The organism is Mycobacterium sp. SMC-21 (assembly GCF_045310825.1).
Lineage (GTDB): Bacteria > Actinomycetota > Actinomycetes > Mycobacteriales > Mycobacteriaceae > Mycobacterium.
The window spans coordinates 1-23,792 of sequence record NZ_JBJIAO010000046.1 but is presented as its reverse complement, the minus strand read 5'-3'; the positions used below and the strand labels follow the sequence as shown (position 1 = coordinate 23,792).

Sequence of the window (23,792 nt, the reverse complement as noted above, 5' to 3'; positions counted from 1 at the left end):
CCACGGCAGGCCGCGCCCGGCATCAATGGTGCGACGACATCTGCGAGGTTCACTCGTCACCTCGCGGATGCCGCGGCTCGCTGGGGTCGTGGGCATCGAGGTCCACGAACACAAGCTGAGGGGCTGAGTGGCCCTGTGCCACGTCAGAATCGGTCTCGCGGGCCGCTGATCTCAACTCGGCCGGGATCGACGTGCAGCGGGTCACGCAGGGGCAGCGCCGTAGCCGTCCGTCGGGCGTCGTGCAGTACTGGTCGACGTCGGCCCCGCACGACGAGCACGACACCTCGAGCGCGCCGGCATACGCGGCTCCCACCGGACCAGGCATCATCCATCGGCCCCGAACTGCAGTTGGTCCGACTGACCGCGGTGGTGGATGCACGCATCACCCGACTGGCCGACCTGTGCACGGCACCGCCCACCGTCTCGGCGCTGCCGACCGCAGCGCCACACGGCGTCACGCACGGCGGCCTGCCACTTGCCTGGCAGCGATCCCACCTGTTCGTGCTCAACCAGCGTGCAGAACATGTCATGCACCGAGTTGACGTTGCGGTTCACCAGAATTGGCACCTCGATGCCGTCGCGGTGGCCGGTCGGATCAACCACCACCACCATCGCGGCAAGCCAGTCGGTCGCCCCAACGTCGTCTAGCGGTGCCATCCGGTATTGGTCGATGAATGTGCGAGTTGCCTGGATGTCGGTGGGGTTGGTCATGGCGTATCTCCTTGCGCCGCAGTATCTGTCTGTGGTTTTAGGTGGGGGAATTCTTTGATCAGGTCCGATGCGATGTGGTGCAGCGCTGGCGGCCTGAGGTCGGGCCGCTCGTGCCATCTGTGCAGCGACAGCCCCACAAGGTCGGGCTCGATGTCTTGGCTGAGCAGGTTGGCCGTGACGGCCGCCAACGTCCTGAGTTCTTTCGTCGGATAGCTGCCTGCGTCGGGGATGTACAGGCGGATCAGCTCGTCGGCGAGTTGCCGGGGTGCGCGCGTCGGCGCGCGCCGACTGCTTAGTTCTTGATCTAGTACTTCATCTAGTGAAGTGGTAGTTGCACTACCAGGTTGGCTGGTTGTGTGGCTACCAGGTTGGCTGGTTGTCTCACTACCAGGTTCACCACCACGGCTAAGGGTTAGCGGCGTGGTTGCACCACGCTTGCGGTCCAGCAGCACTGGCCGCGACAATTCCGTCACCTCGTCAGGCGTGAACGCACGCTCCATCGCCAGGTGGTAACGCTGATTGACCACTGCGTTCAACTTGTCTCGGTATCGAACGTCCTGGATCACCAACCACCAGAGCCTGACTAGAACGTCCAGACCCTGTCGGACGTAATGCCGCTCGCACCCAAGCTGTTTCGCCATTTCCACGGCTGATGTTGTGTAGCCATCTCGGTGAGACCACAGCAGCGTCATCACCGCGCGCGCGATGATCGTCATGCCGTCGTCTGCAGTCAGTCGATTCAGCTCGTATGGCAGTGCTGTGAACGTGTCGGGTCGGCCACCGTGGTGGACGATGGGATTGCGTCGCCGGTTCGCCAATTACGCGGCACCGCCTGATGCGTGGGCCTTGATCCGATCTAGGTATGCCACAAGGGATTCCGTCGTCACGAAGACCCGACTGCCGATATTCACTCGGTTGATCTCGCCTGCATTGATCAGCCTGTAGACCATTCCCCGGCTCAGCCCACCCATGCGCTTCTGCGCATCGGCAATCGAAATCAGGAGAGGTGCTGTGTCGCTGTCCATTCCATTCCTATCCGGTCGTATCTCTGCGTACGTCTGCCGACATAGATGTACTTGTGTGAACGACACAGAGAGGTACGGTGTGGACGTGTTAAGTGGTCGATGAGTCGCGAGAGTTGCATGCCCACAGCAGGTTTCAGGAGGTCGCAGCATTGAGTGGCTTCCCAAAGTTTTCCTCATCGACGCTACCGTCCTCGTACCAGAAGGAGAATCGTCATGACCAAGAACGCCAACGGCGAGGGCTCGATCTACAAGCGGATGCGCGACGGCAAGCTGCTTGGTTATGGCGGTGCCGTCACCTACGAGGACACGGACGGCCGGACCCGACGTCACACCGTCTACGGGCGCACACGTGCTGAAGTGCGCGAGAAACTGGGCAAGGTACGAGACCGGTTGGAGGCGGGCGGGCCACCCAAGGACGCGTCGGTGACTGTCGGCGCGTGGATGGCTCGCTGGCGTGCTACCACACTGGCCGCATCCGACCGGAAGGACTCGACGCGCGAGTTGTACTCCAACCTGTCGCGCCGACACCTTGAACCCGCGCCGTTCGGTGACCGACGGCTCGACAAACTACGGCCGACCGATGTCGAGGCGCTGGTGTTGGAGCTGCGGTCGCGCACCAAGCCGGGCAAGGTCACCGCGGCCAATCCCAAGCCGACGCCTGTTCGCGCCCTGGCAGACAGCACGGTCCGTCAGATTTACACCGTGCTGCGTGCCGGCTTGGACGGCGCGGTGCGCGACGGGCTGCTGGCCAAGAACCCCGCCGCGGCGGTCAAACGCCCCGGAGTCGAGCGGCGCGAAGCACAGCACCTCGACACCGGCCGGGTGGTGGCGGTGCTCCAGGCAGCCGAACAGTCGCGGTACTACCCCGCGCTGGCGCTGATCGCCAACACGGGCCTACGTCGCGGCGAGGTGCTGGCGCTCAAGTGGGCCGACGTCGACCTGGACGGGGCCAAGCTGAAGGTGGCGGGCACACTCGGCAGGATCGGCAAGCGCGGCCTGGTGATCACGCAGCCCAAGACCGACCGGTCACGGCGCACCGTGCCACTGAACCCCGCGATGGTGACGCTGCTGCGAAAGCACCGCGCGTCCCAGGCGGCCGAGCAGCTACGCGCCGCCAACCAGTGGGCACCGAGCGGCCTTGTGTTCACCACCGAGCTCGGCACGGCAGTTGACCCCCGCAACCTGCTGCGGGTGATCGAAGAAGCGGCCAAGGACGTCGGTGTCGCCGGCATCGGCGTGCACACCCTGCGACATAGCGCGGCGGTCGCGTGGCTGGAGGCTGGAGTCCACATCAAGGCAGTGGCCGATCTGCTGGGGCATTCATCCGTCGCCATCACTGGTGATGTCTACGGCCACACCAGCGATGAGACGGCGCGGGCGGCGGTCGACGGGCTGGCCGCGAGCCTGGGCATGTGACGGGTTTGGCGGGTTGCTGTACCGGTTGCTGTACATACCCCCGACAGGTGTGAAAAAGGCGGCTCCCCGAAACCGGGAAACCGCCTCTGACCTGCTACTTCATCTGTCGGGCTGACAGGATTTGAACCTGCGACCACTTGACCCCCAGTCAAGTGCGCTACCAAGCTGCGCCACAGCCCGCGGCGCTGCCGGACGAACCGGCAACGGTTGGAAAGCCTACCTCAGACCTCCCGCCGGACCCTAAACGGGTCCGGCGGCGCGTCGGCGACTAGCGCTTGGCCCCGCGCTTCTCCCGCACCCGCACGTTGATCTTGATCGGGCTGCCCTCGAAGCCGAACTCTTCACGCAGCCGGCGCTCGATGAAGCGGCGGTAGCCGGCCTCCAGGAAGCCCGTGGTGAACAGCACGAAGGTCGGCGGCCGCGAGGCCGCCTGGGTGGCGAACAGGATGCGTGGCTGCTTGCCACCGCGCACCGGCGGCGGCGTGGCGGCCACGATCTCCTTGAGGAAGGTGTTGAGCCGGCCGGTGGGGATCCGGGCGTCCCACGACGCCAGCGAGGTCTCCAGCGCCGGCACCAACTTCTGCACGGCCCGACCGGTTTTCGCCGAGATGTTCACGCGCGGCGCCCACTGCACCTGCACCAGCTCGCGCTCGATCTCCTTGTCCAGCAGGTACCGCCGGTCTTCGTCGACCAGGTCCCACTTGTTGAACGCGATGACGAGCGCGCGCCCGGCCTCGATGACCATCGACAGCACCCGCAGGTCCTGTTCGGTCAGCGGCTGGGAGGCGTCGATCAGCATGATCGCGACCTCGGCGGCGTCGATCGCGCCGTGCGTGCGCACCGAGGCGTAGAACTCGTGCCCGCTGGCCTGGCCGACCTTACGGCGCAGGCCCGCGGTGTCGACGAAACGCCAAGTCTTGCCGTCCAATTCGATCAGCGAGTCGACGGGGTCCACCGTGGTGCCGGCGACGTCGTGCACGACAGACCGCTCGTCGCCCGACAGCTTGTTCAGCAGCGAGCTCTTGCCGACGTTGGGCTTGCCGACCAGCGCGACACGGCGCGGACCGCCGGTCCCGCCGGACGTCTCGGAGACCTCGGGCAGCACCTCGAGCACGCTGTCGAGCAGGTCGGCCACACCGCGGCCGTGCATCGCGCTGATCGAGTGCGGCTGTCCCAGCCCCAGCGACCACAGCGCCGCGGCCTCGGATTCGATCTTCTCGTTGTCAACCTTGTTGGCCGCCAAGAAGACCGGCTTGCCGGAGCGCTGCAGCCGCTTGGCGGCGGCCTCGTCGGCCGCGGTCGCCCCGACCACCGCGTCGACCACGAGAATGATCGCGTCGGCGGTGCGCATGGCCACGGTGGCCTGCTCGGCGACCAGCATCTGCAGGCCCTTGGCGTCGGGTTCCCAGCCGCCGGTGTCCTGCACCACGAACCGGCGCCCGACCCACTGCGCGTCGTACGACACGCGGTCACGCGTCACGCCCGGGATGTCCTGCACCACCGCTTCACGACGGCCCAGGATGCGGTTCACCAGAGTCGATTTGCCGACATTCGGGCGGCCGACCACGGCCACCACGGGCGGGGGTCCGGCGTACTCGTCGACCTCGGCCTCGAATCCCTCCGAGCCGATCTCCCAGTCACCTTCGTCGAACCACACACCATCGTCGTCGCTCATTGACGCACACCTACCTTCTGCTGCACGAGATCCAGCAGATGTGCCACCACACCAGCCTGGGTCATATCACTGGAATCGACGACGATCGCGTCATCGGCGGCCTGCAGCGGCGAGACCGCGCGGGTCGAGTCCAGATGGTCCCGGCGCTGGACATCGGCCAGCACCGCTTCGTAGTTGTCGCCCAGGCCGTTTGCGACGTTCTGCGCATTGCGCCGACGGGCGCGCTCCTCGGCCGAGGCGGTCAGGAAAATCTTCAGATCGGCGTCCGGCTTGACGACGGTGCCGATGTCGCGGCCCTCGACGACGACCGAACCGGCTTCGGCGATCAACTCACGCTGCCGCTGCACCAGGATGGTCCGCACGGCCGGGATCGCCGACACGGCCGATACAGCAAGAGTCACCGCCTCGCCGCGGATCTCGTCCGAAACGTCCTCGCCCGCAAGGTACGAGGTGTCGTGGTCCGGGTCGAAGCTGACGGAGAACTCGGTCTTCTCACACACCGCGACGACGGCATCGGCGTCGGCCGGGTCGATGCCGGCGCGTAGCACCGCCAGCGTCACGATGCGGTACATCGCGCCGGTGTTGATGTGGTTGGCGCCGAGTGCATGCGCCAAACCCGTTGACACCGAGGACTTCCCGGTGCCCGCCGGGCCGTCGATGGCGATGACGAGCGCGTTCACAGGCCCACCGCCTGGTACAGCTCGCCGACTTCCTTGCGCGTGAGCGCCCGCAGGCTGTTGACGCGCTGGTCCCCCAGCGCCACCGTGCCGATGTGCGTGCGCACCAGTTCCTTAACCGGGAAACCCACCTCGGCCATCAGCCGGCGCACGATGCGATTGCGGCCCTCGTGCAGCACGATCTTCACCAACGACTTGCCGGCGACCATGTCGACCACCGCGAACTCATCGACGTAGACCGGGCCGTCGTCCAGTTCCACGCCCTCGCGCACCTTCTTGCCCAGCCCACGCGGCACGGTCCCCTGCACGGTGGCCAGGTACGTCTTGGACACCTCGTACCGCGGGTGCATCAACCGATGGGCCAGCTCGCCGTCGTTGGTCAGCAGGATCAGCCCTTCGGTGTCGGCGTCGAGCCGACCGACATGGAAGAGCTTCTTGTTGCCGCGCACGCGGTGCTCGACCAGGTCACCGATACAGGGACGGCCCTGGTCGTCAGACATGGTGGAGTGCATACCTTTTGGCTTGTTCAGCGCGAGGTACACCAAATCCTCGTCGACGAGAACCCGGGTGCCGTCCACCCGGACCACCTGGCGATCCGGGTGCACCCGGGTACCGAGTTCGGTGACGATCTGGCCGTCGACCTCCACGCGCCCGTCCAGGATCATCCGCTCGGCGACGCGACGAGAAGCAATTCCCGCCTGCGACAACACCTTCTGCAGTCGCACGCCTTCTTCGTTGGTCATGTCAGTCCCGATCTACGTCGAATTTGGCCGGCTCTGCAGCCGGCGCAGGGGTTCCGCCGAGTTTGGCGAAACGCGGCTCCTCAGAGAGCGTTTCAGTGATGTCGTCGATGACGTCGACATCCGGCAACAGCGGGGCGAGTTCCGGCAGCTCGCTCAGCGAGGTCAACCCGAGCCGCTCCAGGAACAATTCCGTCGTGGCGAAAGTCGTTGCGCCACTGTCGGCATCGGTGCCGGCTTCGATGATGAGGCCGCGGGCGGCGAGGGTCCGCATCACGGCGTCGACGTTGACGCCGCGCACCGCACTGACCCGGGCGCGGGTCACCGGCTGCCGGTAGGCCACGACCGCAAGGGTCTCCAGCGCCGCCCGGGTCAGCTTGGACCGGGCGCCGTCGAGAATCAGCCGCTCGACATAGGGCGCGTACCGGGCCCGGGTGTACATCCGCCAGCCGCCACCGGCCTCGCGCAGGTCGATGCCGCTGCCGCGCTCGGCCAGTTCGGCGGCCATCCGGCGCAGCTTGTCCTCGACGCGCTCGATGGTTTCGTCCAGAGCGGTCGCCAGAGAGTCGACCGGTGCCGGGGTGTCGACCACCAGCAGCAGGGCCTCCAGCGCGCACCCGAGTTCGTCATCGCTGATCTCGGTGTCGAGTTCGTCACCCTCGGCGACAGCGGCGTCGTCGGTCACACCGGCGTCAGGCTCGACGCCCTCGCCCACGCTGCTATCCGCGGCAATCACCGCGTCGTTGTCCGTCATTGGTCTTCTTCCACCGCCGCTGCCAGATGCTCGTTCGTCGGCCGCTCCCCGGTCCACGAAACTTGCAGCACTCCAAGCGGTTCAATCTGCTCGAAGTTTACCGCCTTGGCCCGGTAGAGCTCTAATAGCGCCAGGAACCGCCCGACGATCTCCATGCCGCCGTCACAGTCGGCGACCAGGTCGGTGAACGACGCCCACTCCCCGATGCCGCGACTCTCCAGCAGCCCCATCAGTTTCATGGCCTGCTCGGGCACCGACACCGCCTGCACGTGCAGGTGGTCGACGCGCAGCGACGGCACCGGACGCGGTGTGAACGCGGCCGCCGCGATCTGGGCGAACCGGTCGGCGTCGACGCCGAGCATCACCTCAGGCAGCAGCTCGGTGAACCGGTCCTCCAGCGTGACGGCCCGCGGGTAGCTGCGCATCGCCGCGGCCTCGAGCTCGGCGAACATCAACGCGACGTGCTTGAAGGCCCGGTATTGCAGCAGCCGCGCGAACAGCAGGTCGCGCACTTCGAGCAGGGCCAGGTCGTCCTCGTCGTGGACCTCGGCGGCGGGCAGCAGCCGGGCGGCCTTCAGATCCAGGAGAGTCGCCGCGACGACCAGGAACGCCGTCGTCTCATCCAGCTCGAGCTGGCTGCCGATCTCCTTGGTGTACGCGATGAACTCGTCGGTGACCTGGTGCAACGCCACTTCGGTGACGTCGAGTCGGTGCGCGAAGATCAGCTGCAGCAGCAGGTCGAAAGGGCCCTCGAAGTTGTTGAGCCGGACCTGGAAGCCGGCTTTCTTCTCGTCCGGCTGGTCGGTCGCCGGATCCTCCGGCGCCGCGCCCCCAGCACTGTCGGGAGCGTCGACCTCCGAAATCACGCGCCGAACCGGTCGATGACCTCGCACGCCAACGCCCGGTACGCCTGGGCGCCACCGGATTTCGGGGCCCAGGTGGTGATCGGTTCACCGGCGACGCTGGTCTCCGGGAAGCGCACGGTGCGACTGATGACGGTGTCGAACACGAGATCGCCGAAGCGCTCGACCACCCGGGCCATGACCTCGCGCGCGTTGACGGTGCGGTTGTCGTACCGGGTGATCAGGATCCCGCTGATGTCGAGTTTGGGGTTCAGCCGGTCGCGCACCTTGTCGACGGTGTCGGTCAGCAACGCGAGACCGCGCAACGAGAAGAACTCGCATTCGGTCGGGATGATGACGCCGTCGGCGCAGGCCAGCCCGTTCACCGTGAGCAGCCCGAGCGACGGCTGGCAGTCGATCAGCACATAGTCGTAGCGGTCCAGCACGGGATACAGCGCGCGGGACAGCGTCTGCTCGCGGCCGACCTCGTTGACCAGCTGAATCTCGGCGGCGGACAGGTCGATGTTGCTGGGCACCAGGTCCAGGCCCTTGACCCGGGTGTTGATGAGCACGTCGTCGATCGACACCCGCGGCTCGACGAGCAGGTTGTGCACGGTGTGCTCGAGCTCGTAGTGCGGGACGCCGAGGCCGGCGGACAGCGCGCCCTGCGGATCGAGGTCGACCAGCAGCACGCGGCGGCCGTATTCGGCCAGGCTGGCGCCCAGATTGATGGTTGACGTGGTCTTGCCGACGCCGCCCTTCTGGTTGCACATCGCGATGACCTTGGCCGGGCCGTGCACGCTCTTGGGTTTGGGCTCGGGGATGTGTCGCGCGGGACGTCCGGTCAGGCCGATCGCGGGTTCGGGATCTGCGGTCGCGGACGAGGCATCGACATCAAGCGGCAACGAAACCGGCTCCACCGGGCTCAGGCCCCCCACGCCTGTTGGGACATCGGTCATGCGTCGCCGATCAGCGGCGTGACTCCCATAGCGAACATCCGGGCAAGTTTAACGGTGCCACGCCGCTGACGACGGCAGACCCGCTGTCCTAATGTGACTGCCATGAGCTGGAAGCGACGGTGGTCCTTCGTCCGGATGGCGCTGGGGATGCGAAAGTTCGTCCAGACCGGACAGTGGGGCGACGGCCGCGAGGCCGCTGCGGCCGCCTACGTGGAAGCGAACGCCCGCCGCGGCGACGTCGATCATGTCCTCGCGACCATCGACACGTTCGCCCGCGAACAGTCGATGCTCGTCAATATCGGTGACGAAAAAGGCCAACTCCTCGAGTCCGCGCTCATCCGGGCCAACCCGTCGCGCATTCTCGAGCTGGGCACCTACTGCGGCTACAGCGCGCTGCTCATGGCCCGAACCGTGCCGGACGCGCACGTCTTCACCGTCGAACTGTCTACGGACAACGCGGAGATCGCCCGCCGCATCTGGGCCCACGCCGGCGTCGCGGACCGGATCACCTGCGTGGTCGGCACCATCGGCGACGGCGGCGCGACGCTCGACGCGCTCGCCGGTCATGGATTCGGGCCGGGCAACCTCGATTTCGTGTTCATCGACCACGACAAGGCGGCCTACCTCAAGGACCTGGAGTCGATCCTGGCGCGGGGCTGGCTACACCGCGGCGCGGTCGTCGTGGCGGACAACGTGAAGGTGCCCGGCGCTCCGGCCTACCGCGCGTACATGCGGGAACAGGAGGGCAAGCTGTGGCACACGCAGGAACACCCCACCCACGTCGAATACCAGAAAACGCTGCCTGACCTGGTGCTCGAGTCCGATTACTTGGGCTGAGCGTCGTCCGCAGCCTTGACCGGACGCTGCCACGGCCACGAGCCGGTCATCTCCACCTGCAGCGAGAAGCTCAGGAAGGTCCGGATGGCGACGATGCCGGCCAGCACCGCGACGCTCTGCGCGGTCGGCGTGACGGCCACGGTGCGGATGATGTCGGCCGCGACGAGGAATTCGAGCCCCAGCAGGATCGAGCGGCCGAGCTGGCGCCGGAACGCGTCGTATGCGCCGCCCTCTGAACCACGCATCCGGCCGAACGTGGCGGCCAGGGCGATCACGGCACCGCCGACGATCACGGCGACACCGACGGCGTCGATCACCTTGCCGGTCGTCTCGATGATGTCGTAGAACGCCATGACCGGATGCTAGCCCCGGCCGATCGTCGTTCTTATCTGGCGCGCGGGTGCGCCCCCGCCCACACTTCGCGTAGCGCGCTCACGGTCACCAGCGTGTAGATCTGCGTGGTGGTGACGGACGCGTGGCCGAGCAGTTCCTGCACGACGCGCACGTCGGCGCCGCCTTCGAGCAGGTGCGTGGCGAACGAGTGGCGCAGCGTGTGCGGCGAGACCGCGGCGGTGATGCCGGCCCGTTCGGCGGAGTCCTGCAGCACCTGCCACGCGCTCTGCCGCGACAACCGGCCGCCGCGCGCGTTGAGGAAGATCGCGGGCGTGCCCTTGCCGCGGCGCGCCAGGTCGGGCCGGCCCCGCACCAGGTAGGCATCCAGTGCCGTGACGGCGGGCCGGCCGATGGGCACCAGCCGCTGCTTGCCGCCCTTGCCGCGCAGCATCACCGACCGGGACTCGGTGTCGACGTCGTCACGGTCGAGGCCGACCGCCTCGGAGATGCGTGCTCCGGTCGAATACAGCAGTTCCAGCAGCGCCCGGTTGCGCAACGTCAGCGGGTTGTCGGCGTCGCTGTCGCCGCCCGCGCCGTCCAGCAGCGCGATGACGTCGTCGTAGCTGAGGCTCTTGGGCAGCCGTCGGCCCGGTGTCGGTGGCTTCACACCGCGGGCGACGTCGGCGTCGGCGAGGCCTTCGGCGGCGGCGAACTTGTGCAGCCCACGCACCGCGATGACGGCCCGCGCGGCCGAGACCGAGGACAACGCGACGACGCCGTTGTCGGGATCGCCCTGACGCAGCGCGACGAGGAACTCACTGACGTCGGTCTCGGTGACGGCGCGCAGGTCATCGATGCCGCGGCCGGCCAGATGGGCGGTGTACCGCCGGATGTCACGCCGATAGGAACTCAGCGTGTTGGCCGCGACGCCCCGCTCGATGCTGAGGTGGTTCAGGTAGCCCTGGACCTGCTGCTCCAGTCGCGACCGGACCCCCGCTGACGCCGCGGCCGTCATCAGTCCTGTTCCCGCCGGGTGCGCAGTGCGGACGGGCGGTCGATCCACGGCGCGTCGAGCGGCCGCAGCTCGGCCGGCCGGTGGGCGGCCGCGAGAATCCCGGCCACCGCAAGGGCATTGACGATCTCGCCGTCGAACACCATCCGCACGGCATCGGCCAGCGGCACCCGCTTGACCACGAGGTCGGCTTCTTCGTCGTGTGCGTGTGGCCGGCCGATCTCGGTCAGGCCGGTGGCCAGGTAGATCCGCACGCTCTCGTCGCTGAACCCGGGCGCCGAGTCGACGTCGAGCAGCAGCTGCCAGTGTGCGGCCGCCAGGCCGGTTTCCTCTTCGAGTTCGCGCGCTGCGGTGACGTGCGGCGGCTCGTCACCCATATCGAGCAGCCCGGCGGGCAGCTCCCACAGCCGCCGCCCGATCGGGTGCCGATATTGGTACACCAGTACCAGGTTCCCGTCGTCGTCGAGCGCGACCACCGCGACCGCCCCGTAGTGCTCGACCACCTCACGGCGCGCCCAGCCACCACCGGGCATCGCGACCTCGTCGGCCCGCAACGCGAAAACCTTTCCTACATAGACGGTTTCGCTCGAAAGCGTGGCGAAATCGTGGTCAGCCACGGGATTCTTGCAGCTGCTCGGCATCCTCGTCCGAACCCTCCGCATGCGATCCGGCGCCGTGCACCTCGGAGTCGATCTCCTCGAGCGGCAGGCGTTCGGCGGCCTTGTAGTCCAGCGACGCCCCGATGAACGACGCGAACAGCGGATGCGGACGCGTCGGGCGGCTCTTGAGCTCCGGGTGCGCCTGCGTGCCGACCAGGAACGGGTGCAGGTCGGCGTCATACTCGACGAACTCGACCAGCTGGCCGTCCGGCGACGTGCCGGAGAACTTCAGCCCGCTCTCGGAGATGCGGTCGCGGTAGGCGTTGTTCACCTCGTAGCGGTGCCGGTGGCGTTCGGAGACCTCGGTCGCGTCGTAGGCCTTGGCCACGATCGAATCTGCCTGCAGCACGGCCGGATACGCACCGAGGCGCATGGTGCCGCCGAGGTCGGCCTCACCGGCCACCGCGTCGAGCTGGTCGGCCATGGTGGCGATCACCGGGTCCGGCGTGTGCTCGTCGAACTCCGCCGAGTTGGCGCCGCTGATGCCGACGGACCGCGCGGCCTCGATGACGATGCACTGCAACCCGAGGCACAGGCCCAGCAGCGGCAGCCGCTGGCGGCGGGCGTAGCTGATGGCGCCGAGCTTGCCCTCGATGCCACGGATGCCGAAGCCACCCGGGATCAGCACGCCATGCACGTTGCCGAGTGCGGCGGCCGCACCCTGCTCGGTCTCGCAGTCATCGGAGGCGACCCAGCGGATCTCGACCTTCGAGTGGTGGGCGAACCCACCGGCGCGCAGCGCCTCGGCCACCGACAGGTACGCGTCGGACAGGTCGATGTACTTGCCCACCAAGGCGATTCGCACCGTCTCCTTGGGCTCGTGCACGCGGCGCAGCAGGTCGTCCCACTCCGACCAGTCCACGTCGCGGAACGGCAGGTTGAGCCGGCGCACCACGTAGGCGTCGAGTTCCTCGCGGTGCAGCACCTTGGGGATGTCGTAGATCGACGGGGCGTCCGGCGTCGAGATGACGCCGTCGATGTCGACGTCGCACATCAGCGCGATCTTGTTCTTCAGCGGCTCCGGCACATCGCGGTCGCAGCGCAGGATCAGCGCGTCCGGCGTGATACCGATGCTGCGCAGCGCGGCCACCGAGTGCTGGGTGGGCTTGGTCTTCAGCTCGCCCGACGGGGCCAGGTACGGCACCAGCGATACGTGCAGGAAGAAGACGTTCTCCCGGCCGACGTCGTGGCGGACCTGGCGGGCCGCCTCCAGGAACGGCTGCGACTCGATATCGCCTACGGTGCCGCCGATTTCGGTGATCACCACGTCGGGGCGCTTGCCCTGGGCATCGGGCAGCGCCATCTCGAGGATGCGGCTCTTGATCTCGTCGGTGATGTGCGGGATCACCTGGACGGTGTCGCCGAGGTAGTCGCCGCGACGCTCCTTGGCGATGACCTCGGAGTACACCTGGCCGGTGGTGACGTTCGCCGACCGCGACAGGTTGCGGTCCAGGAAGCGCTCGTAGTGGCCGATGTCCAGGTCGGTCTCGGCGCCGTCCTCGGTGACGAACACCTCGCCGTGCTGGAACGGGTTCATGGTGCCGGGGTCGACGTTGAGGTACGGGTCCAGCTTCTGCATCGTCACGTGCAGACCACGCGCGGTGAGCAATTGGCCAAGACTGCTGGCGGTCAGACCCTTACCGAGCGAGGAAGCGACCCCGCCGCTGACAAAAATGTGCTTCGTCGCGGCCTGTGGGTGCCTGCGTAGCGATGCCAAGAACGACCTCCGTGGTGATGGGGCAACGTAGCGGTTGAGCTACCTGGGGCCTGCCGACCCACGGAATTTCACCCTATCACCGACCGGCCCGAGCTGGGACTGACGCGCCGGTGACGGTCACCACGGCGCACTGCGGCGCGAATTACTGCAGGACCGTCACCGAGCTGGCGCCACGACCGATACCGAGCTGCGCCGGATGGCCGCCGGCGATGAGTTGCTGCAGCGACAGGACCGTGGTGATCCGGCCGGCCTGGCTGTTGACGTCGTCGACGGTGCCGACCGCGCCGGACAGACCGGCATCCGAACGCACGACGGCGACGGCCGCGGTGCCCGACGCGCAGCCGTCCCGGCCGGCCACGAGCGTGCCCGCACCGTGCGGCGCCAGGCCCGAGGCCAGGCGGGCCACCGTCGCCCCGCGATTGCCGGCGTCATCGCCCAGGGCGCCGCCGGTGACGATCAGTGCGCTGTCCGCGACCCCGATGCGCTGCGAGCCGTAGGTGACGAACCCGGTGTCGCGCAGCGTCGCGAGCACGGTGTCGCGCTGCATGTCGTCGACGGGCAGGACCGCCGGGTTGCGGTCGCGCAGTAGCGTGATGCCCAGCAGGTCACCGGCCTGCGAGCCCTGGTCGACGGTCCGGGTGCTCAGCTGACGTCCGGCCGGCACGATCGGCGAGTTCACCACCGACAGCAGCTTCTCCGAGGCGTTGGCGTCCACGAACTGCTGCGTCAGCGCGATGGTTCCCGTCACCGAACCCCCGGCGGCCGCAATCAGTTTCGCGGCCGCGTCGACGTCGTCGGTGGCGGCGTCCGGGGTGCGGAACACCACGACAGATTTCCCCGCCAGCGCGTCACGCACCATGCGCGGCGACATCTGGGCATCGAACTCGCCTGCCGCACTGAGCTTCTGGTTCAGTGCGTTCTTCTCGTCGGTGAGGGCGTTGATCTGGTTCTGCAACTCGTGTTTGTCGTCACGCAGTCCGGACAGCAGCGTGTTGGACAGCAGACCGGAACCGAGCATCACCCCGATGGCCAGCGCCAGGAACACCGCGGCCAGTGAGATCGCATGCGAGCGTAGGGAGATCATCGTCCGGCTAGCTCACCAATCCCTGGGCCCACAGCAGGAAGCGGTTCCAGTAGTCGGTCACCAGGTGCAGGACGGTGGCGTCGGCGCGCGCGACGTACAGCGCCACGATGACGGCGACCAGCATCGCCAGGACCAGCAGTGCGATGGCGCCGCCGGAGACGCGGCTGCGGTACAGCGTCGCAACGGCTTTCGCGTCGACCAGCTTCTCCCCCACCTTCAGGCGGGTCAGGAACGTCGACGGGGTGCTGGACTGCCGTGTGCGGTCGAAGAACTCTTCGATGTTGGCGCGGTGGCCGGCGGTGACGATCAGCGCGGCGCCGTGGTGGTCGACGAGCAGCAGCGCCAGGTCCGCGGCCGAGCCGGCGGCCGGGAACGTCATGGCACCGACGCCCAGATCCTGAATGCGCTCAAGACCTTTCGCGTGGCCGTCGGCGTCGGCCGGCAGCACCACCTGGGCACCGGACCGCAGCACATCGGCGCTCATCTCCTCGGGATCGCCGACGATCAGCGCGGGACGGTAGCCGGCCTTGCGCAGCGTGTCGGCGCCGGCGCCGACACCGACGAGCACCGGCTGGTACTCCTTGATGAACGGCTTGATGGCCTTCAGGTCAGCCTCGGCGCTCGGGTCGTCGGTGACCACCACGACGTGCCGGCGGTTCACGTCGACGTCGATGTCCGGGATGCCCATGCCGTCGATCAGCAGCGGGCTCTCACTGCGGATGAACTCGATCGTGTTGCCGGCGAACGCCTCCAGGTGCGCCACGAGGCCACTCTTGGCCTCGTGCATCATCTCGTGGATCTGCTCGTCGTTGCGCTCGTTGCCGAGGACCAGACGGCGATCGCCGTTGTAGATGCCGCCGTTGTGCAGCCGCACCTTGGCGCCGTCCTTGACCTTCTTGAAGACCTCTGGGCCGGTCTCGTCGATCAACGTAACCCCGTTGGCGACAAGCACTTCCGGCCCCAGGTTCGGGTAGCGGCCGGAGATCGACGACGAGGCGTTCACCACGGCGGCGACCTCGGCCTCCACCAGCGCGTCGGCGGTGATGCGGTCGAGGTCGAGTGCATCGAGAACGACGATGTCCCCCGGGCCGACGCGTCGCAGCAGTCGGTCGATGTCACGGTCAACGCGGGCGGTTCCAGTCACGCCCGGCTTCGGTCCGGCATTTCGGGTGAGCAGCGCTGCCATCTTCATGCGTCGATTCTGTCGATGAACCCTCAAGTAGAGGTGGAGGCGCGCCGTAACAACAGCCTCAGAAGTTTTCTTTTGTCACATCCGTAACAGCCGAATGGTCTCAATCTCGCTTCGCCGCATAGTGCCGGGCGGCCTTGGCACGGTTGCCGCACGTGGTCATCGAGTGCCAGCGCCGGGCGCCGTTCTTCGACGTGTCGTAGAACCACAGCACGCAGTGCGGGTGCGCGCACTGCTTGATCCGGCCGGCCGATTCCGCCAGCAGCTGCAGCAGGTTGTCGGCCGCGAGCCAACCGGGCAGCCATTCGGATCGGGGCACGTCCACATCGTCGTGCGGCCCGGACTCCGCGAGGGACCGCCGGATACGGCCATGGTCCAGGACAGCGTTCAACTCGTCGGCCGCGCCGTCGGTGACCACCTGCAGGATGGCTTCGCGCGCCCGCAGCAGGGCCGCGCGGGTCTTCTCATCGGATTCACAACGATCGTCGAGACCGTTGGCCACCAACCAACATCGGAGTCCCGCCACGTCGGTCAGGAGATCCCGGGGCCCCTCCGCCGACATCCACCGGGTGTTCAGCAGATCCAGCGCGAGAGGTTCGCCGACGTGCGGGCGCGGATCACGCATAGCTGAGATTAACCGCCTCTCCTGCATCGACAGCCTCCCGACAGTCCACTAACCATCTATTTTCATTTTGGTGGTTGACACGTTGCGCCTCCGATTCTAACCTTCAAATGTCAGATCAACAGTTACAACGGAGGAACCGATGACCACCGCCATCACCCCCAAGCTCGCCCCCGGCCACGTCGGGCTCAACGTCACCGACCTGTCGCGATCCGTCGACTTCTACCGGCGTGCTTTGGGTTTCGAACAGCTCGGCATCAGCGACGAGGGCGACCACCGCTTCGCCTTCCTGGGTTCCGAGGGCACCCTGCGGCTGACGTTGTGGCAGCAGAGCGACGGCGCGTTCTCCACCCGCAGCCCGGGTCTGCACCACCTGTCGTTCCAGGTCGACACCATCGAGCAGGTTCAGACGGTGGAGGCCGCACTCAAAGAGCTGGGCGTGACGTTCGCCCACGACGGCGTGGTGGCACACGGCGAGGGCGCGGCCTCGGGCGGCATCTTCTTCACCGACCCCGACGGCATCCGGCTGGAGATCTACGCTCCGAGCGGCGCCGAGACCGCTCCGGCACCGAGCGGCGCCGCCCCCACCTGCGGATTCTTCTGAGCCGCGCCATGACTGCCTACCACGCCGGTGAGCTGGAAGTGCAGCGGCGCATGGGCCAGGCGGAGATCGCTGTCCGCGTCGGCCGGATGATCCGTACGGAGATTCCGGCCGCCGCGGCGGCCTTCCTGGCCGAGCAGCCCATGGTGGTCCTCGCCGCGACAGACGACGCGGGCCGCGTCTGGGCCAGTTTGGTCACCGGCCCCGCCGGGTTCGTGCACGCCGACGACGACCACACCATCGTGGTCGACGCCCTGCCCGTGCCTGGCGATCCGCTGCACGATGTCGTACGCCGGCCGGGCCAGCAGGTCGGCATGATCGCGATCGAACCGCAGACCCGGCGCCGCATGCGGGTCAACGGCGTCGCCCAACCGACCGATGACGGGCTCCGTATCCACCCCGACCAGGTGTACTCGAACTGCCCGAAGTACATCTCGCGCAGGTACATCGACGGTGTCGCCGAGGAGACGCATCGTCCGGAAGTCCGTCACGCCGACGTCCTCGATGAGCGTCTGCAGCGCGTAGTCGCCCGCACCGACACCTTCTTCATCGGGTCGGCCGATCCGGACGGGAACGCCGATGCGTCGCACCGCGGCGGCAATCCCGGCTTCCTGCAGGTGCTTTCGCCGAACCGGCTGCGCTGGCCGGACTACCGAGGCAATTCGATGTTCATGACGCTGGGCAACATCAGCGCCAACCCGCGCGCCGGACTGCTGATCCCCGACTGGCAGACCGGGACCACGCTGCAGCTGACCGGCACCGCCGAGATCATCTGGGACGACGGCCCGCAATGTTCGGTGGAATTCACCGTGGATGAGGTGATCGAGCTGACAGACGTCAGTCCACTCAGATGGGGACAGGCCGAGCTGTCGCCCGCCAACCCCTAAGGCGCCGCATGCTCCTGCTGCGCCGCCTCGAGCAGCTCGCGAGCATGCGCACGACCACTGTCGGTGTCGCCGAGTCCGGCCAGCATGCGGGCCAACTCAGCGACCCGGTCCTCGTCCTCGAGGCGCACCACGCGGCTCGACTTCGGGCCGCTCTCCACCACCAGGTGCACGTCGCCGTAGGCCGCGACCTGCGGCAGGTGCGTCACGACGATGACCTGGTGGGTACGGGCCAGCCGGGCCAGGCGCTTGCCGATCTGCACGGCGGCGCGGCCACCGACACCGGCGTCGACCTCGTCGAACACCATGGTGGTGCCTTCGGCGGACGCCGACAGCACCACTTCCAGGGCGAGCATCACGCGCGACAACTCGCCACCGGACGCACTCTTGGCCAGCGGCAGCACGTCCGAACCGCTGTGCGGCGTGAAACCGAACTCGACGGCGTCGACGCCGTCGTGCCCGGCATGCACGAGGGTGCCGTCGGGCAAGGTCAGCGGCGCGCTGTCGTCGGCGCGCGCCTCCAGCGGTGACACCGTGATGCTGAATCCGGCGCCGCCCATCGCCAGACCGGCGAGCTCCGCGGTCACCGCCTTCGCCAGGGACTTCGACGCCTTGGTGCGGGCCTTGGTGACCTCGGCGGCGGCCAGCACCACCTTGTCGTGCCGTTCGTCGACCTGTTTCTGCAGTTCGGCCAGGGCTTCTTCCGAGACGTCGAGCTGCGACAGCCGCTGCCGGGCGTCGGCCGCCCACTGCAGTACCCCGTCGATGTCCGCGGCGTACTTGCGGGTGAGGTTGCGCAGCTCAGCCTGGCGCGCCAGCTTGGATTCCAGAGTGCTTGCGTCGCTGGGCAATTCGGAAAGATAGTCACCGAGTTCACCGGACACGTCACCGATCACCGCAAGCGCCTCGGCCAGGCGATCGCCGAGGGCACGCAGCACGGCGTCGTCCGTCGCCGACAACACCGACTTGGCCTGCGCCGCGGCATCGAGTGCCGACGTGGCGTCGTCCGACGGGCCATCGCCGAGTTCGCCGGACAGCGCCGCGCGGGCCGTCTGCGCGGCGTCCCGCAGCGCATCCAGCTCGGACAGCCGGCGGATGTCGGCGACCAACGCGTCGTCCTCGCCGGCTTCCGGCGCCACCGCGTCGATCTCCCCCAGCCCGAACTGCAGCCGGTCCGCCTCCATGGCGAGATCCCGCGCCCGGTTGCGGCGGTCGATCAAATCTCGTCGGGCAGTGAGCCATTCGTCCCGCAGCTTGCGGTATTTGGCCAGCAGCCCGGTCACGTCGACGTAGCGGTCCAGCGCGCCGCGCTGCTCGTCGGGACGCATGAGTCGCAGCTGATCATTCTGCCCGTGCAAGGCAAGCAATTCCGTGGTGAACGTGGCCAGCGATTTCGCCGGCACACTCCGGCCACCCAGGTATGCGCGCGACGGCCCGTCCTTGCTCACCGAACGCGCGGCGATGACGCTGCCGTCGTCATCGCGGTCGGCGCCGGAGGCCTCGAGAATCTCATCGACCCGCTCGGACACCCCGTCGCCGAGTTCGGTTGTGGTGAAACGGCCTTCGACGACAGCGCGGGCCGAACCCGAACGCACCCGGCTGGGGTCGGCGCGCGCGCCCCCCAACAGGTGCAGGCTGGTGACCACCATGGTCTTACCGGTACCGGTCTCGCCGGTCAGCACAGTCAGACCACGGCCGAATTCGGCAGTGGCCGCACTGATGGCGCCGAGCGCCTCGATGCGAATCTCGGTCAGCATTACTGGCCGCGCCACCCTTTCACCGGCAACCGGAATTTGCGCACCAAACGGTCGGAGAACGGGGCGCTGTCGAGTCGAACCCATTTCAGCGAGACTTCGCAGCGGGTGACCTCCAGCCGGCCACCGGCCGGGACCACCATCTGGCGGCGGCCGTCGCAGAACACCATGGCGTCATTGTTGCCCGCTTCGACCTCGATCGCGATCGATGCGTCGGGGCTGGTCACCATGGGACGGGCGAACAGGGCGTGAGCGTTGTTGGGTACCACCAGGATTGCTTCGAGGTCGGGCCACAGAATCGGGCCGCCCGCGGAGAAGGCATAGGCGGTGGATCCAGTGGGGGCCGACACCAGCACGCCGTCGCAGCCGAACGCCGAGACCGGACGGCCGTCGACCTCGAGCACCACGTTCAGCACACCGAACCGGCTGCTCTTCTCCAGGCTGGCTTCGTTGAGCGCCCAGCCGCGCTGCACGATCTCACCGTCGACGCGGACCCCGATGTCGAGCGTCATCCGCTCTTCGACCCGGTAGTCCTTGTTGATGATGCGCTCGAGCACATGGTCGATGGCCTCGGCCTCGGCCTCCGCCAGGAACCCGATGTGTCCGAGGTTGACCCCGACCACGGGGATCTCGGCATTGCGGGCCAGCTCGGCTGCCCGCAGGAAGGTGCCGTCACCGCCGAGCACCAGGACCAGTTCACAGCCCTCGGCCGCATGGCTGTCGGGATCGACGACCGTGATGTCGACGCCCATCGCGCGCATGTGGTCCGGGGCCAGGTGCAGAGCCCCCCGGTCGACGGCTTCGGCGGCGAGCACGCGCAAACCGATTCCGTTGTCGCCCAGTACTTTTTCGACACGGGTTGCGGTTTCGGTGGCTTCGTCGCGGCCGGTGTGGATCACCAGCAGGACGGTGCGTTCGCGCGTCACTGCGGCCCCTCGGCGACCGCGCGGCCGACGGCTGCGACGAGCGCGTCGCCCTGCAGCGGTTGATCGGTCGTGGCCCGCAGCCGCAGGAAGTACTCGACGTTGCCCGACGGGCCGGGCAGTGGGCTGGCGGTGACGTCGACCGCATGCCAGCCGAGTTCCGCGGCGCGCCGCGCGACCGTCAGCACCGCATCGGCGCGCAATTCCGGGTCGGAAACCACACCACCGGCTCCAACTCGATCCTTGCCCACCTCGAACTGCGGCTTCACCATGGGAACGATATCGGCTAGGGCCGACGCACATGCGGTCAGTGCCGGTAGGACCGTGGCCAACGAGATGAACGACAGATCGGCCACGACCAGGTCGACCGGGCCACCGATGGCCTCGGCCGTCAGCTCCCGCACGTTCGTCCGCTCCATGACGATGACGCGATCATCAGAGCGCAACGACCAGGCCAACTGGCCGTAGCCGACGTCGGCCGCGACTATCTCGCGGGCTCCGCGGTCCAGCAGTACCTCGGTGAATCCGCCGGTGGACGCACCGGCGTCCAGGCAGCGTCGTCCCTCGGGTGAGACGCCGAACGCGTCGAGCGCCCCGATCAGCTTGTGCGCGCCACGGGACACCCAGCTGCGCTCGGTGGATTCGGCGACCAGGAGATTGGCCGCGGGAGTCACCGCCGTCGAGGCTTTCGATGCCCGCATACCGTCGATGGTCACGCGGCCGGCCTCGATCAGTTCGGCGGCTTGTTGACGAGACCGGGCGAGCCCCCGCCGGACGAGTTCGGCATCAACACGTGCGCGTCGCGTCACGTGCCCGTCACCCCTTCTCGACCGATTCCAGGGCCCGGACCAGCAGATTGTGGGCGTGGTCCAAACCCGCCGCGACAGCCTCGAGGTCCGGTGTCTCGTCGCCCTCGCCGGACAAATCCGGGAGATGGGACAGCAGGACCGCGATGTCCTCGCGGATCTGGTCAGGATCGGTACTCATAGCGATGTTCACGCTAGCGGATCGGTGCCGTCGAGCAGCGACCACCGATCCAATGCCGCGCGTGCCGTGTCGTCCCCGGCCGCGATGCGCACCCGACCCGAGACGGCGCCGGACCATACGGCACCGGCCGTCGCGCGGACCACCGACAGTTCGTCGTCAACGGGTTCGCCGGTGGCGTGGACGGTGACCTCGTTGCCGGACATCTCGACCCGCCACGCGGGGTGCGGCCCGACTCGCAAGGCATCCGCAGGCGCCGCCAGCGAGCGCAGGTCGGGCGCCAGGTAGTCGGGACGCTCGCCGGGGACGGCGTGCACCATGTCGGCGGCGGTGTTCACCCCGGTCAGCACCATCAGGCTGGGCAGTCCGGCGGCATTCGCCCCTGCGATATCGGTGTCGAGCCGGTCGCCGACGACCAACGGGGTTCCATACTGACCGCGGGCCAGGGCGTCGTTCATCAACGTGGGCTGCGGCTTACCGGCGACCTGCGGCACCTGTTCGGTGGCGGTCTGCAGTGCGGCGACCATCGAGCCGTTCCCCGGGAGCAGCCCCCGCTCCGACGGCAGCGTCTTGTCGCTGTTGGCCGCCACCCACAGGCCACCGGCCCGGATGGTCAGCGCCGCTTCGGCGAGGTCGGCCCACCCGGTCTGGGGCGAATGCCCCTGGACCACCGCGACCGGCCCGTCGGTGAACTGCCGTACCGGCTGCAGGCCGGCATTGGCGACCTCAGCGGCCAGCGCATCCGTACCGATGACCAGAACCTTGGCGCCCGCGGGTAGCTGTAGCGCGAGCAGGTGCGCCGCACTCTGGGCGCTGGTCACCACGTCGTCGGCATGCGCGCAGAAGCCGAGCGCGTCGAGGTGGTCCGCCACCTCTGCCGGGCTTCGCGACGCATTGTTGGTCACATAAAGCTTGCGCGACGTGACCGCGGCAAGGGCGTCGACCGCACCTTCGGTGGCCTCATGACCACGGAAGACAGTGCCGTCGAGGTCCAGGAGCAAGCAGTCGTGCAGCTGAGCCAGCGTCGTCACGTCAGCCCAATTCGGCGACGCGGTCCTCGGCGTCCGTGACGCCTTCCAGGTCCGCGGCTGCTGCATGCAGGAACCACTGGAGTGCGTCGTCCTTGCGGTCCAGAGCCAACAGCGTCTCGGCATATACATAGAACAGGCGAGCTGCCGTCTGGCCCGTCCGGGTGGAATCCAGCGGCGGGTTGGACAGCAGTGCCAGCGCCTGCGCCGGCTGGCCGAGATCGCAGCGTGCACCAGCCAGGACGATCTTCAGTTCGTCGGCGTCGTCACCGGTGAGCTGTTCGGCTTCGGGGCTGCGACCCAACTCGATGGCGCGCTCCGGACGGCCGACACCTCGCTCACAGTCGGCGATGAGGGCCAGCAGCGGAGACTTGCTGCCCATCCGTCGGGCGGCACGCAGCTCGGAAAGGGCCTGCGCCCAGTCACCACAGTGGTATGCCGCGATGCCGACGGCCTCCCGGATCGCCGCGATCCGCGACGCCCGGTTCCGCGCGGCACGCGCGTGCTCGAGGGCGGCTTCCGGATCTTCTTCCAGCAGGTCGCCGGCCATGACGAGGTGCTTGGCCACATAGTCCGCGGTCGCCTTGTCGAGCGTCGTCAGTTCACGACGGACCTCGGGCGAGAGCTGCTTGGCTTCGACATCGTCGGGCAGCCGGGGGCCGGCCGGGCGATCGGACGGCGTCACGCCATCACGGGACTGCGGCGGCCGGCCGTTCCGATCTGAACCGGGGCGCCTGGGGGCCTGCGCGCGGTCACGCTGCGGCCGCTGCCCGCGTCGTGCGTCGCCGTCGTCTCTGCGCGAGGGGCGGCGATCGCCGCCCTGCCTGTTGTCGACCACTGGAACCTTTCCTACGAAATCTCAGGTCAGAATACGGCCCGACCTGTCACTGGCCGAACTTTGCTCGCGAAACCCGCCCTCCAGACACCGGCGCCGAAGCAATCGGACACCGGCAGCGGGCCATTTCCGAGCCGAGAAATGGAAATTCCTCAAATAGAATCACCCCCCACATAAATGTGGGGGGTGATTCCTAATTTGTGTTCGGCGGTGTCCTACTTTTCCGCCCGTGCAGGGCAGTATCATCGGCGCTGGCAGGCTTAGCTTCCGGGTTCGGGATGGGACCGGGCGTTTCCCTGCCGCTGTTGCCGCCGTAACTCTATTCATTTTACGCCTCCACCAGCGTTAACCCTGTGGGTTGTTTGGTGGTGGGGTGTGGTCTGTGTGATTCTTCGGTGTGGATTGTGGTTGCGAGGCACGTTGGTGTGCAATGTTCTTGTTTACACACGTTGGTTTTTTTGGGTGTGTGTAAGTTTTCGGCCGGTTAGTGCCAGTTCCCTAAACTTATTGCTAAGTGTGCAGGTCTGGTCT

The 23,792-nt window shown here is 67.7% G+C and carries 27 protein-coding genes, 1 tRNA gene and 1 rRNA gene; 4 read left to right on the top strand and 25 right to left on the bottom strand.

The window, feature by feature from the left end; all coding sequences use genetic code 11:
• Nucleotides 1-49: 49 nt before the first annotated feature.
• From ACJH6H_RS26515 to ACJH6H_RS26500, 4 genes are all read right to left on the bottom strand, one after another.
• On the bottom strand, nucleotides 50-313 hold the full coding sequence (locus ACJH6H_RS26515) for a hypothetical protein (RefSeq protein ID WP_406776126.1): 264 nt from the start codon (nucleotides 311-313) through the stop codon (nucleotides 50-52).
• An 11-nt stretch (nucleotides 314-324) separates the two neighbouring features.
• Nucleotides 325-711: a hypothetical protein gene (locus tag ACJH6H_RS26510; protein ID WP_406776125.1), complete on the bottom strand. Its 387-nt coding sequence runs from the start codon at nucleotides 709-711 to the stop codon at nucleotides 325-327.
• Nucleotides 708-1,427: a hypothetical protein gene (locus ACJH6H_RS26505; RefSeq protein WP_406776124.1), complete on the bottom strand. Its 720-nt coding sequence runs from the start codon at nucleotides 1,425-1,427 to the stop codon at nucleotides 708-710. The genes ACJH6H_RS26510 and ACJH6H_RS26505 overlap by 4 nt, the downstream gene beginning before the upstream one ends.
• Nucleotides 1,428-1,529: 102 nt before the next feature.
• Nucleotides 1,530-1,736 carry a helix-turn-helix domain-containing protein gene (locus ACJH6H_RS26500; RefSeq protein WP_406776123.1) on the bottom strand — a complete coding sequence of 69 codons (207 nt, stop codon included), beginning with the start codon at nucleotides 1,734-1,736 and terminating at the stop codon, nucleotides 1,530-1,532.
• Between the two features lie 213 nt (nucleotides 1,737-1,949).
• Here ACJH6H_RS26500 and ACJH6H_RS26495 point away from each other — a divergent pair, with 213 nt between their 5' ends.
• The gene (locus tag ACJH6H_RS26495; protein WP_406776122.1) at nucleotides 1,950-3,152 is read left to right on the top strand and encodes a tyrosine-type recombinase/integrase; all 1,203 of its coding nucleotides are present in this window, start codon (nucleotides 1,950-1,952) and stop codon (nucleotides 3,150-3,152) included.
• Between the two features lie 106 nt (nucleotides 3,153-3,258).
• On the opposite strand, the gene ACJH6H_RS26490 is transcribed toward ACJH6H_RS26495, so the two are convergent.
• The 7 genes from ACJH6H_RS26490 to ACJH6H_RS26460 form a co-directional block, all read right to left on the bottom strand.
• Nucleotides 3,259-3,332 (bottom strand) — tRNA-Pro (locus ACJH6H_RS26490).
• Nucleotides 3,333-3,420: 88 nt separating this feature from the next.
• The gene (der, locus tag ACJH6H_RS26485; protein WP_212814193.1) at nucleotides 3,421-4,827 is read right to left on the bottom strand and encodes a ribosome biogenesis GTPase Der; all 1,407 of its coding nucleotides are present in this window, start codon (nucleotides 4,825-4,827) and stop codon (nucleotides 3,421-3,423) included.
• Nucleotides 4,824-5,507, bottom strand: coding sequence for a (d)CMP kinase (gene cmk, locus ACJH6H_RS26480; protein WP_064986779.1), 684 nt, complete (start codon nucleotides 5,505-5,507; stop codon nucleotides 4,824-4,826). Before cmk ends, der begins: the two co-directional genes overlap by 4 nt.
• Complete coding sequence (locus ACJH6H_RS26475) at nucleotides 5,504-6,247, bottom strand: pseudouridine synthase (RefSeq protein ID WP_212814190.1); 744 nt, start codon at nucleotides 6,245-6,247, stop codon at nucleotides 5,504-5,506. Before ACJH6H_RS26475 ends, cmk begins: the two co-directional genes overlap by 4 nt.
• Before the next feature lies 1 nt (nucleotide 6,248).
• On the bottom strand, nucleotides 6,249-6,998 hold the full coding sequence (gene scpB, locus ACJH6H_RS26470; protein ID WP_110811874.1) for an SMC-Scp complex subunit ScpB: 750 nt from the start codon (nucleotides 6,996-6,998) through the stop codon (nucleotides 6,249-6,251).
• Nucleotides 6,995-7,861 (bottom strand): segregation/condensation protein A, encoded by an 867-nt coding sequence (locus ACJH6H_RS26465; RefSeq protein WP_406776139.1) that lies wholly within the window; start codon nucleotides 7,859-7,861, stop codon nucleotides 6,995-6,997. Before ACJH6H_RS26465 ends, scpB begins: the two co-directional genes overlap by 4 nt.
• Nucleotides 7,861-8,799, bottom strand: coding sequence for a ParA family protein (locus ACJH6H_RS26460; RefSeq protein WP_064986777.1), 939 nt, complete (start codon nucleotides 8,797-8,799; stop codon nucleotides 7,861-7,863). The genes ACJH6H_RS26465 and ACJH6H_RS26460 overlap by 1 nt, the downstream gene beginning before the upstream one ends.
• 102 nt (nucleotides 8,800-8,901) lie before the next feature.
• Here ACJH6H_RS26460 and ACJH6H_RS26455 point away from each other — a divergent pair, with 102 nt between their 5' ends.
• Entirely contained in the window at nucleotides 8,902-9,636 is a 735-nt protein-coding gene (locus ACJH6H_RS26455) for an O-methyltransferase (protein WP_212814188.1), read from the top strand.
• Here ACJH6H_RS26455 and ACJH6H_RS26450 read toward each other — a convergent pair.
• The 7 genes from ACJH6H_RS26450 to ACJH6H_RS26420 form a co-directional block, all read right to left on the bottom strand.
• Nucleotides 9,624-9,989, bottom strand: coding sequence for a DUF1622 domain-containing protein (locus ACJH6H_RS26450; RefSeq protein ID WP_212814186.1), 366 nt, complete (start codon nucleotides 9,987-9,989; stop codon nucleotides 9,624-9,626). The genes ACJH6H_RS26455 and ACJH6H_RS26450 overlap by 13 nt on opposite strands.
• A 32-nt stretch (nucleotides 9,990-10,021) precedes the next feature.
• The gene (gene xerD / locus ACJH6H_RS26445; RefSeq protein ID WP_212814184.1) at nucleotides 10,022-10,984 is read right to left on the bottom strand and encodes a site-specific tyrosine recombinase XerD; all 963 of its coding nucleotides are present in this window, start codon (nucleotides 10,982-10,984) and stop codon (nucleotides 10,022-10,024) included.
• Nucleotides 10,984-11,598: an NUDIX domain-containing protein gene (locus tag ACJH6H_RS26440; protein WP_406776121.1), complete on the bottom strand. Its 615-nt coding sequence runs from the start codon at nucleotides 11,596-11,598 to the stop codon at nucleotides 10,984-10,986. Before ACJH6H_RS26440 ends, xerD begins: the two co-directional genes overlap by 1 nt.
• The gene (locus ACJH6H_RS26435) at nucleotides 11,591-13,357 is read right to left on the bottom strand and encodes a CTP synthase (protein ID WP_406776120.1); all 1,767 of its coding nucleotides are present in this window, start codon (nucleotides 13,355-13,357) and stop codon (nucleotides 11,591-11,593) included. The genes ACJH6H_RS26440 and ACJH6H_RS26435 overlap by 8 nt, the downstream gene beginning before the upstream one ends.
• A 142-nt stretch (nucleotides 13,358-13,499) precedes the next feature.
• Nucleotides 13,500-14,441: a copper transporter gene (locus ACJH6H_RS26430; protein ID WP_212814178.1), complete on the bottom strand. Its 942-nt coding sequence runs from the start codon at nucleotides 14,439-14,441 to the stop codon at nucleotides 13,500-13,502.
• Between the two features lie 7 nt (nucleotides 14,442-14,448).
• On the bottom strand, nucleotides 14,449-15,633 hold the full coding sequence (steA, locus tag ACJH6H_RS26425; protein ID WP_212814175.1) for a putative cytokinetic ring protein SteA: 1,185 nt from the start codon (nucleotides 15,631-15,633) through the stop codon (nucleotides 14,449-14,451).
• Nucleotides 15,634-15,733: 100 nt separating this feature from the next.
• The gene (locus ACJH6H_RS26420) at nucleotides 15,734-16,255 is read right to left on the bottom strand and encodes a CGNR zinc finger domain-containing protein (protein ID WP_212814174.1); all 522 of its coding nucleotides are present in this window, start codon (nucleotides 16,253-16,255) and stop codon (nucleotides 15,734-15,736) included.
• A 139-nt stretch (nucleotides 16,256-16,394) separates the two neighbouring features.
• On the opposite strand from ACJH6H_RS26420, the gene ACJH6H_RS26415 reads away from it, so the two are divergent.
• Both ACJH6H_RS26415 and ACJH6H_RS26410 read left to right on the top strand, forming a co-directional pair.
• The gene (locus ACJH6H_RS26415; protein WP_212814172.1) at nucleotides 16,395-16,856 is read left to right on the top strand and encodes a VOC family protein; all 462 of its coding nucleotides are present in this window, start codon (nucleotides 16,395-16,397) and stop codon (nucleotides 16,854-16,856) included.
• A gap of 8 nt (nucleotides 16,857-16,864) precedes the next feature.
• Nucleotides 16,865-17,740, top strand: a complete 876-nt coding sequence (locus ACJH6H_RS26410; RefSeq protein ID WP_406776119.1) for a pyridoxamine 5'-phosphate oxidase family protein — start codon at nucleotides 16,865-16,867, stop codon at nucleotides 17,738-17,740.
• Here ACJH6H_RS26410 and recN read toward each other — a convergent pair.
• From recN to rrf, 7 genes are all read right to left on the bottom strand, one after another.
• A complete protein-coding gene (gene recN, locus ACJH6H_RS26405) occupies nucleotides 17,737-19,494 on the bottom strand; it encodes a DNA repair protein RecN (protein WP_212814770.1) in 1,758 nt (585 codons plus the stop codon). The genes ACJH6H_RS26410 and recN overlap by 4 nt on opposite strands.
• On the bottom strand, nucleotides 19,494-20,417 hold the full coding sequence (locus ACJH6H_RS26400) for an NAD kinase (RefSeq protein WP_020100018.1): 924 nt from the start codon (nucleotides 20,415-20,417) through the stop codon (nucleotides 19,494-19,496). The genes recN and ACJH6H_RS26400 overlap by 1 nt, the downstream gene beginning before the upstream one ends.
• Nucleotides 20,414-21,223, bottom strand: coding sequence for a TlyA family RNA methyltransferase (locus ACJH6H_RS26395; RefSeq protein WP_212814170.1), 810 nt, complete (start codon nucleotides 21,221-21,223; stop codon nucleotides 20,414-20,416). The genes ACJH6H_RS26400 and ACJH6H_RS26395 overlap by 4 nt, the downstream gene beginning before the upstream one ends.
• A 7-nt stretch (nucleotides 21,224-21,230) precedes the next feature.
• Entirely contained in the window at nucleotides 21,231-21,401 is a 171-nt protein-coding gene (locus ACJH6H_RS26390) for a hypothetical protein (RefSeq protein ID WP_090562517.1), read from the bottom strand.
• Nucleotides 21,402-21,409: 8 nt separating this feature from the next.
• On the bottom strand, nucleotides 21,410-22,429 hold the full coding sequence (locus ACJH6H_RS26385; RefSeq protein ID WP_212814168.1) for an HAD-IIA family hydrolase: 1,020 nt from the start codon (nucleotides 22,427-22,429) through the stop codon (nucleotides 21,410-21,412).
• A gap of 1 nt (nucleotide 22,430) precedes the next feature.
• Complete coding sequence (locus tag ACJH6H_RS26380) at nucleotides 22,431-23,264, bottom strand: tetratricopeptide repeat protein (protein WP_212814166.1); 834 nt, start codon at nucleotides 23,262-23,264, stop codon at nucleotides 22,431-22,433.
• 199 nt (nucleotides 23,265-23,463) lie between these two features.
• Nucleotides 23,464-23,577, bottom strand: a 5S ribosomal RNA gene (gene rrf / locus ACJH6H_RS26375).
• Nucleotides 23,578-23,792: the final 215 nt, after the last annotated feature.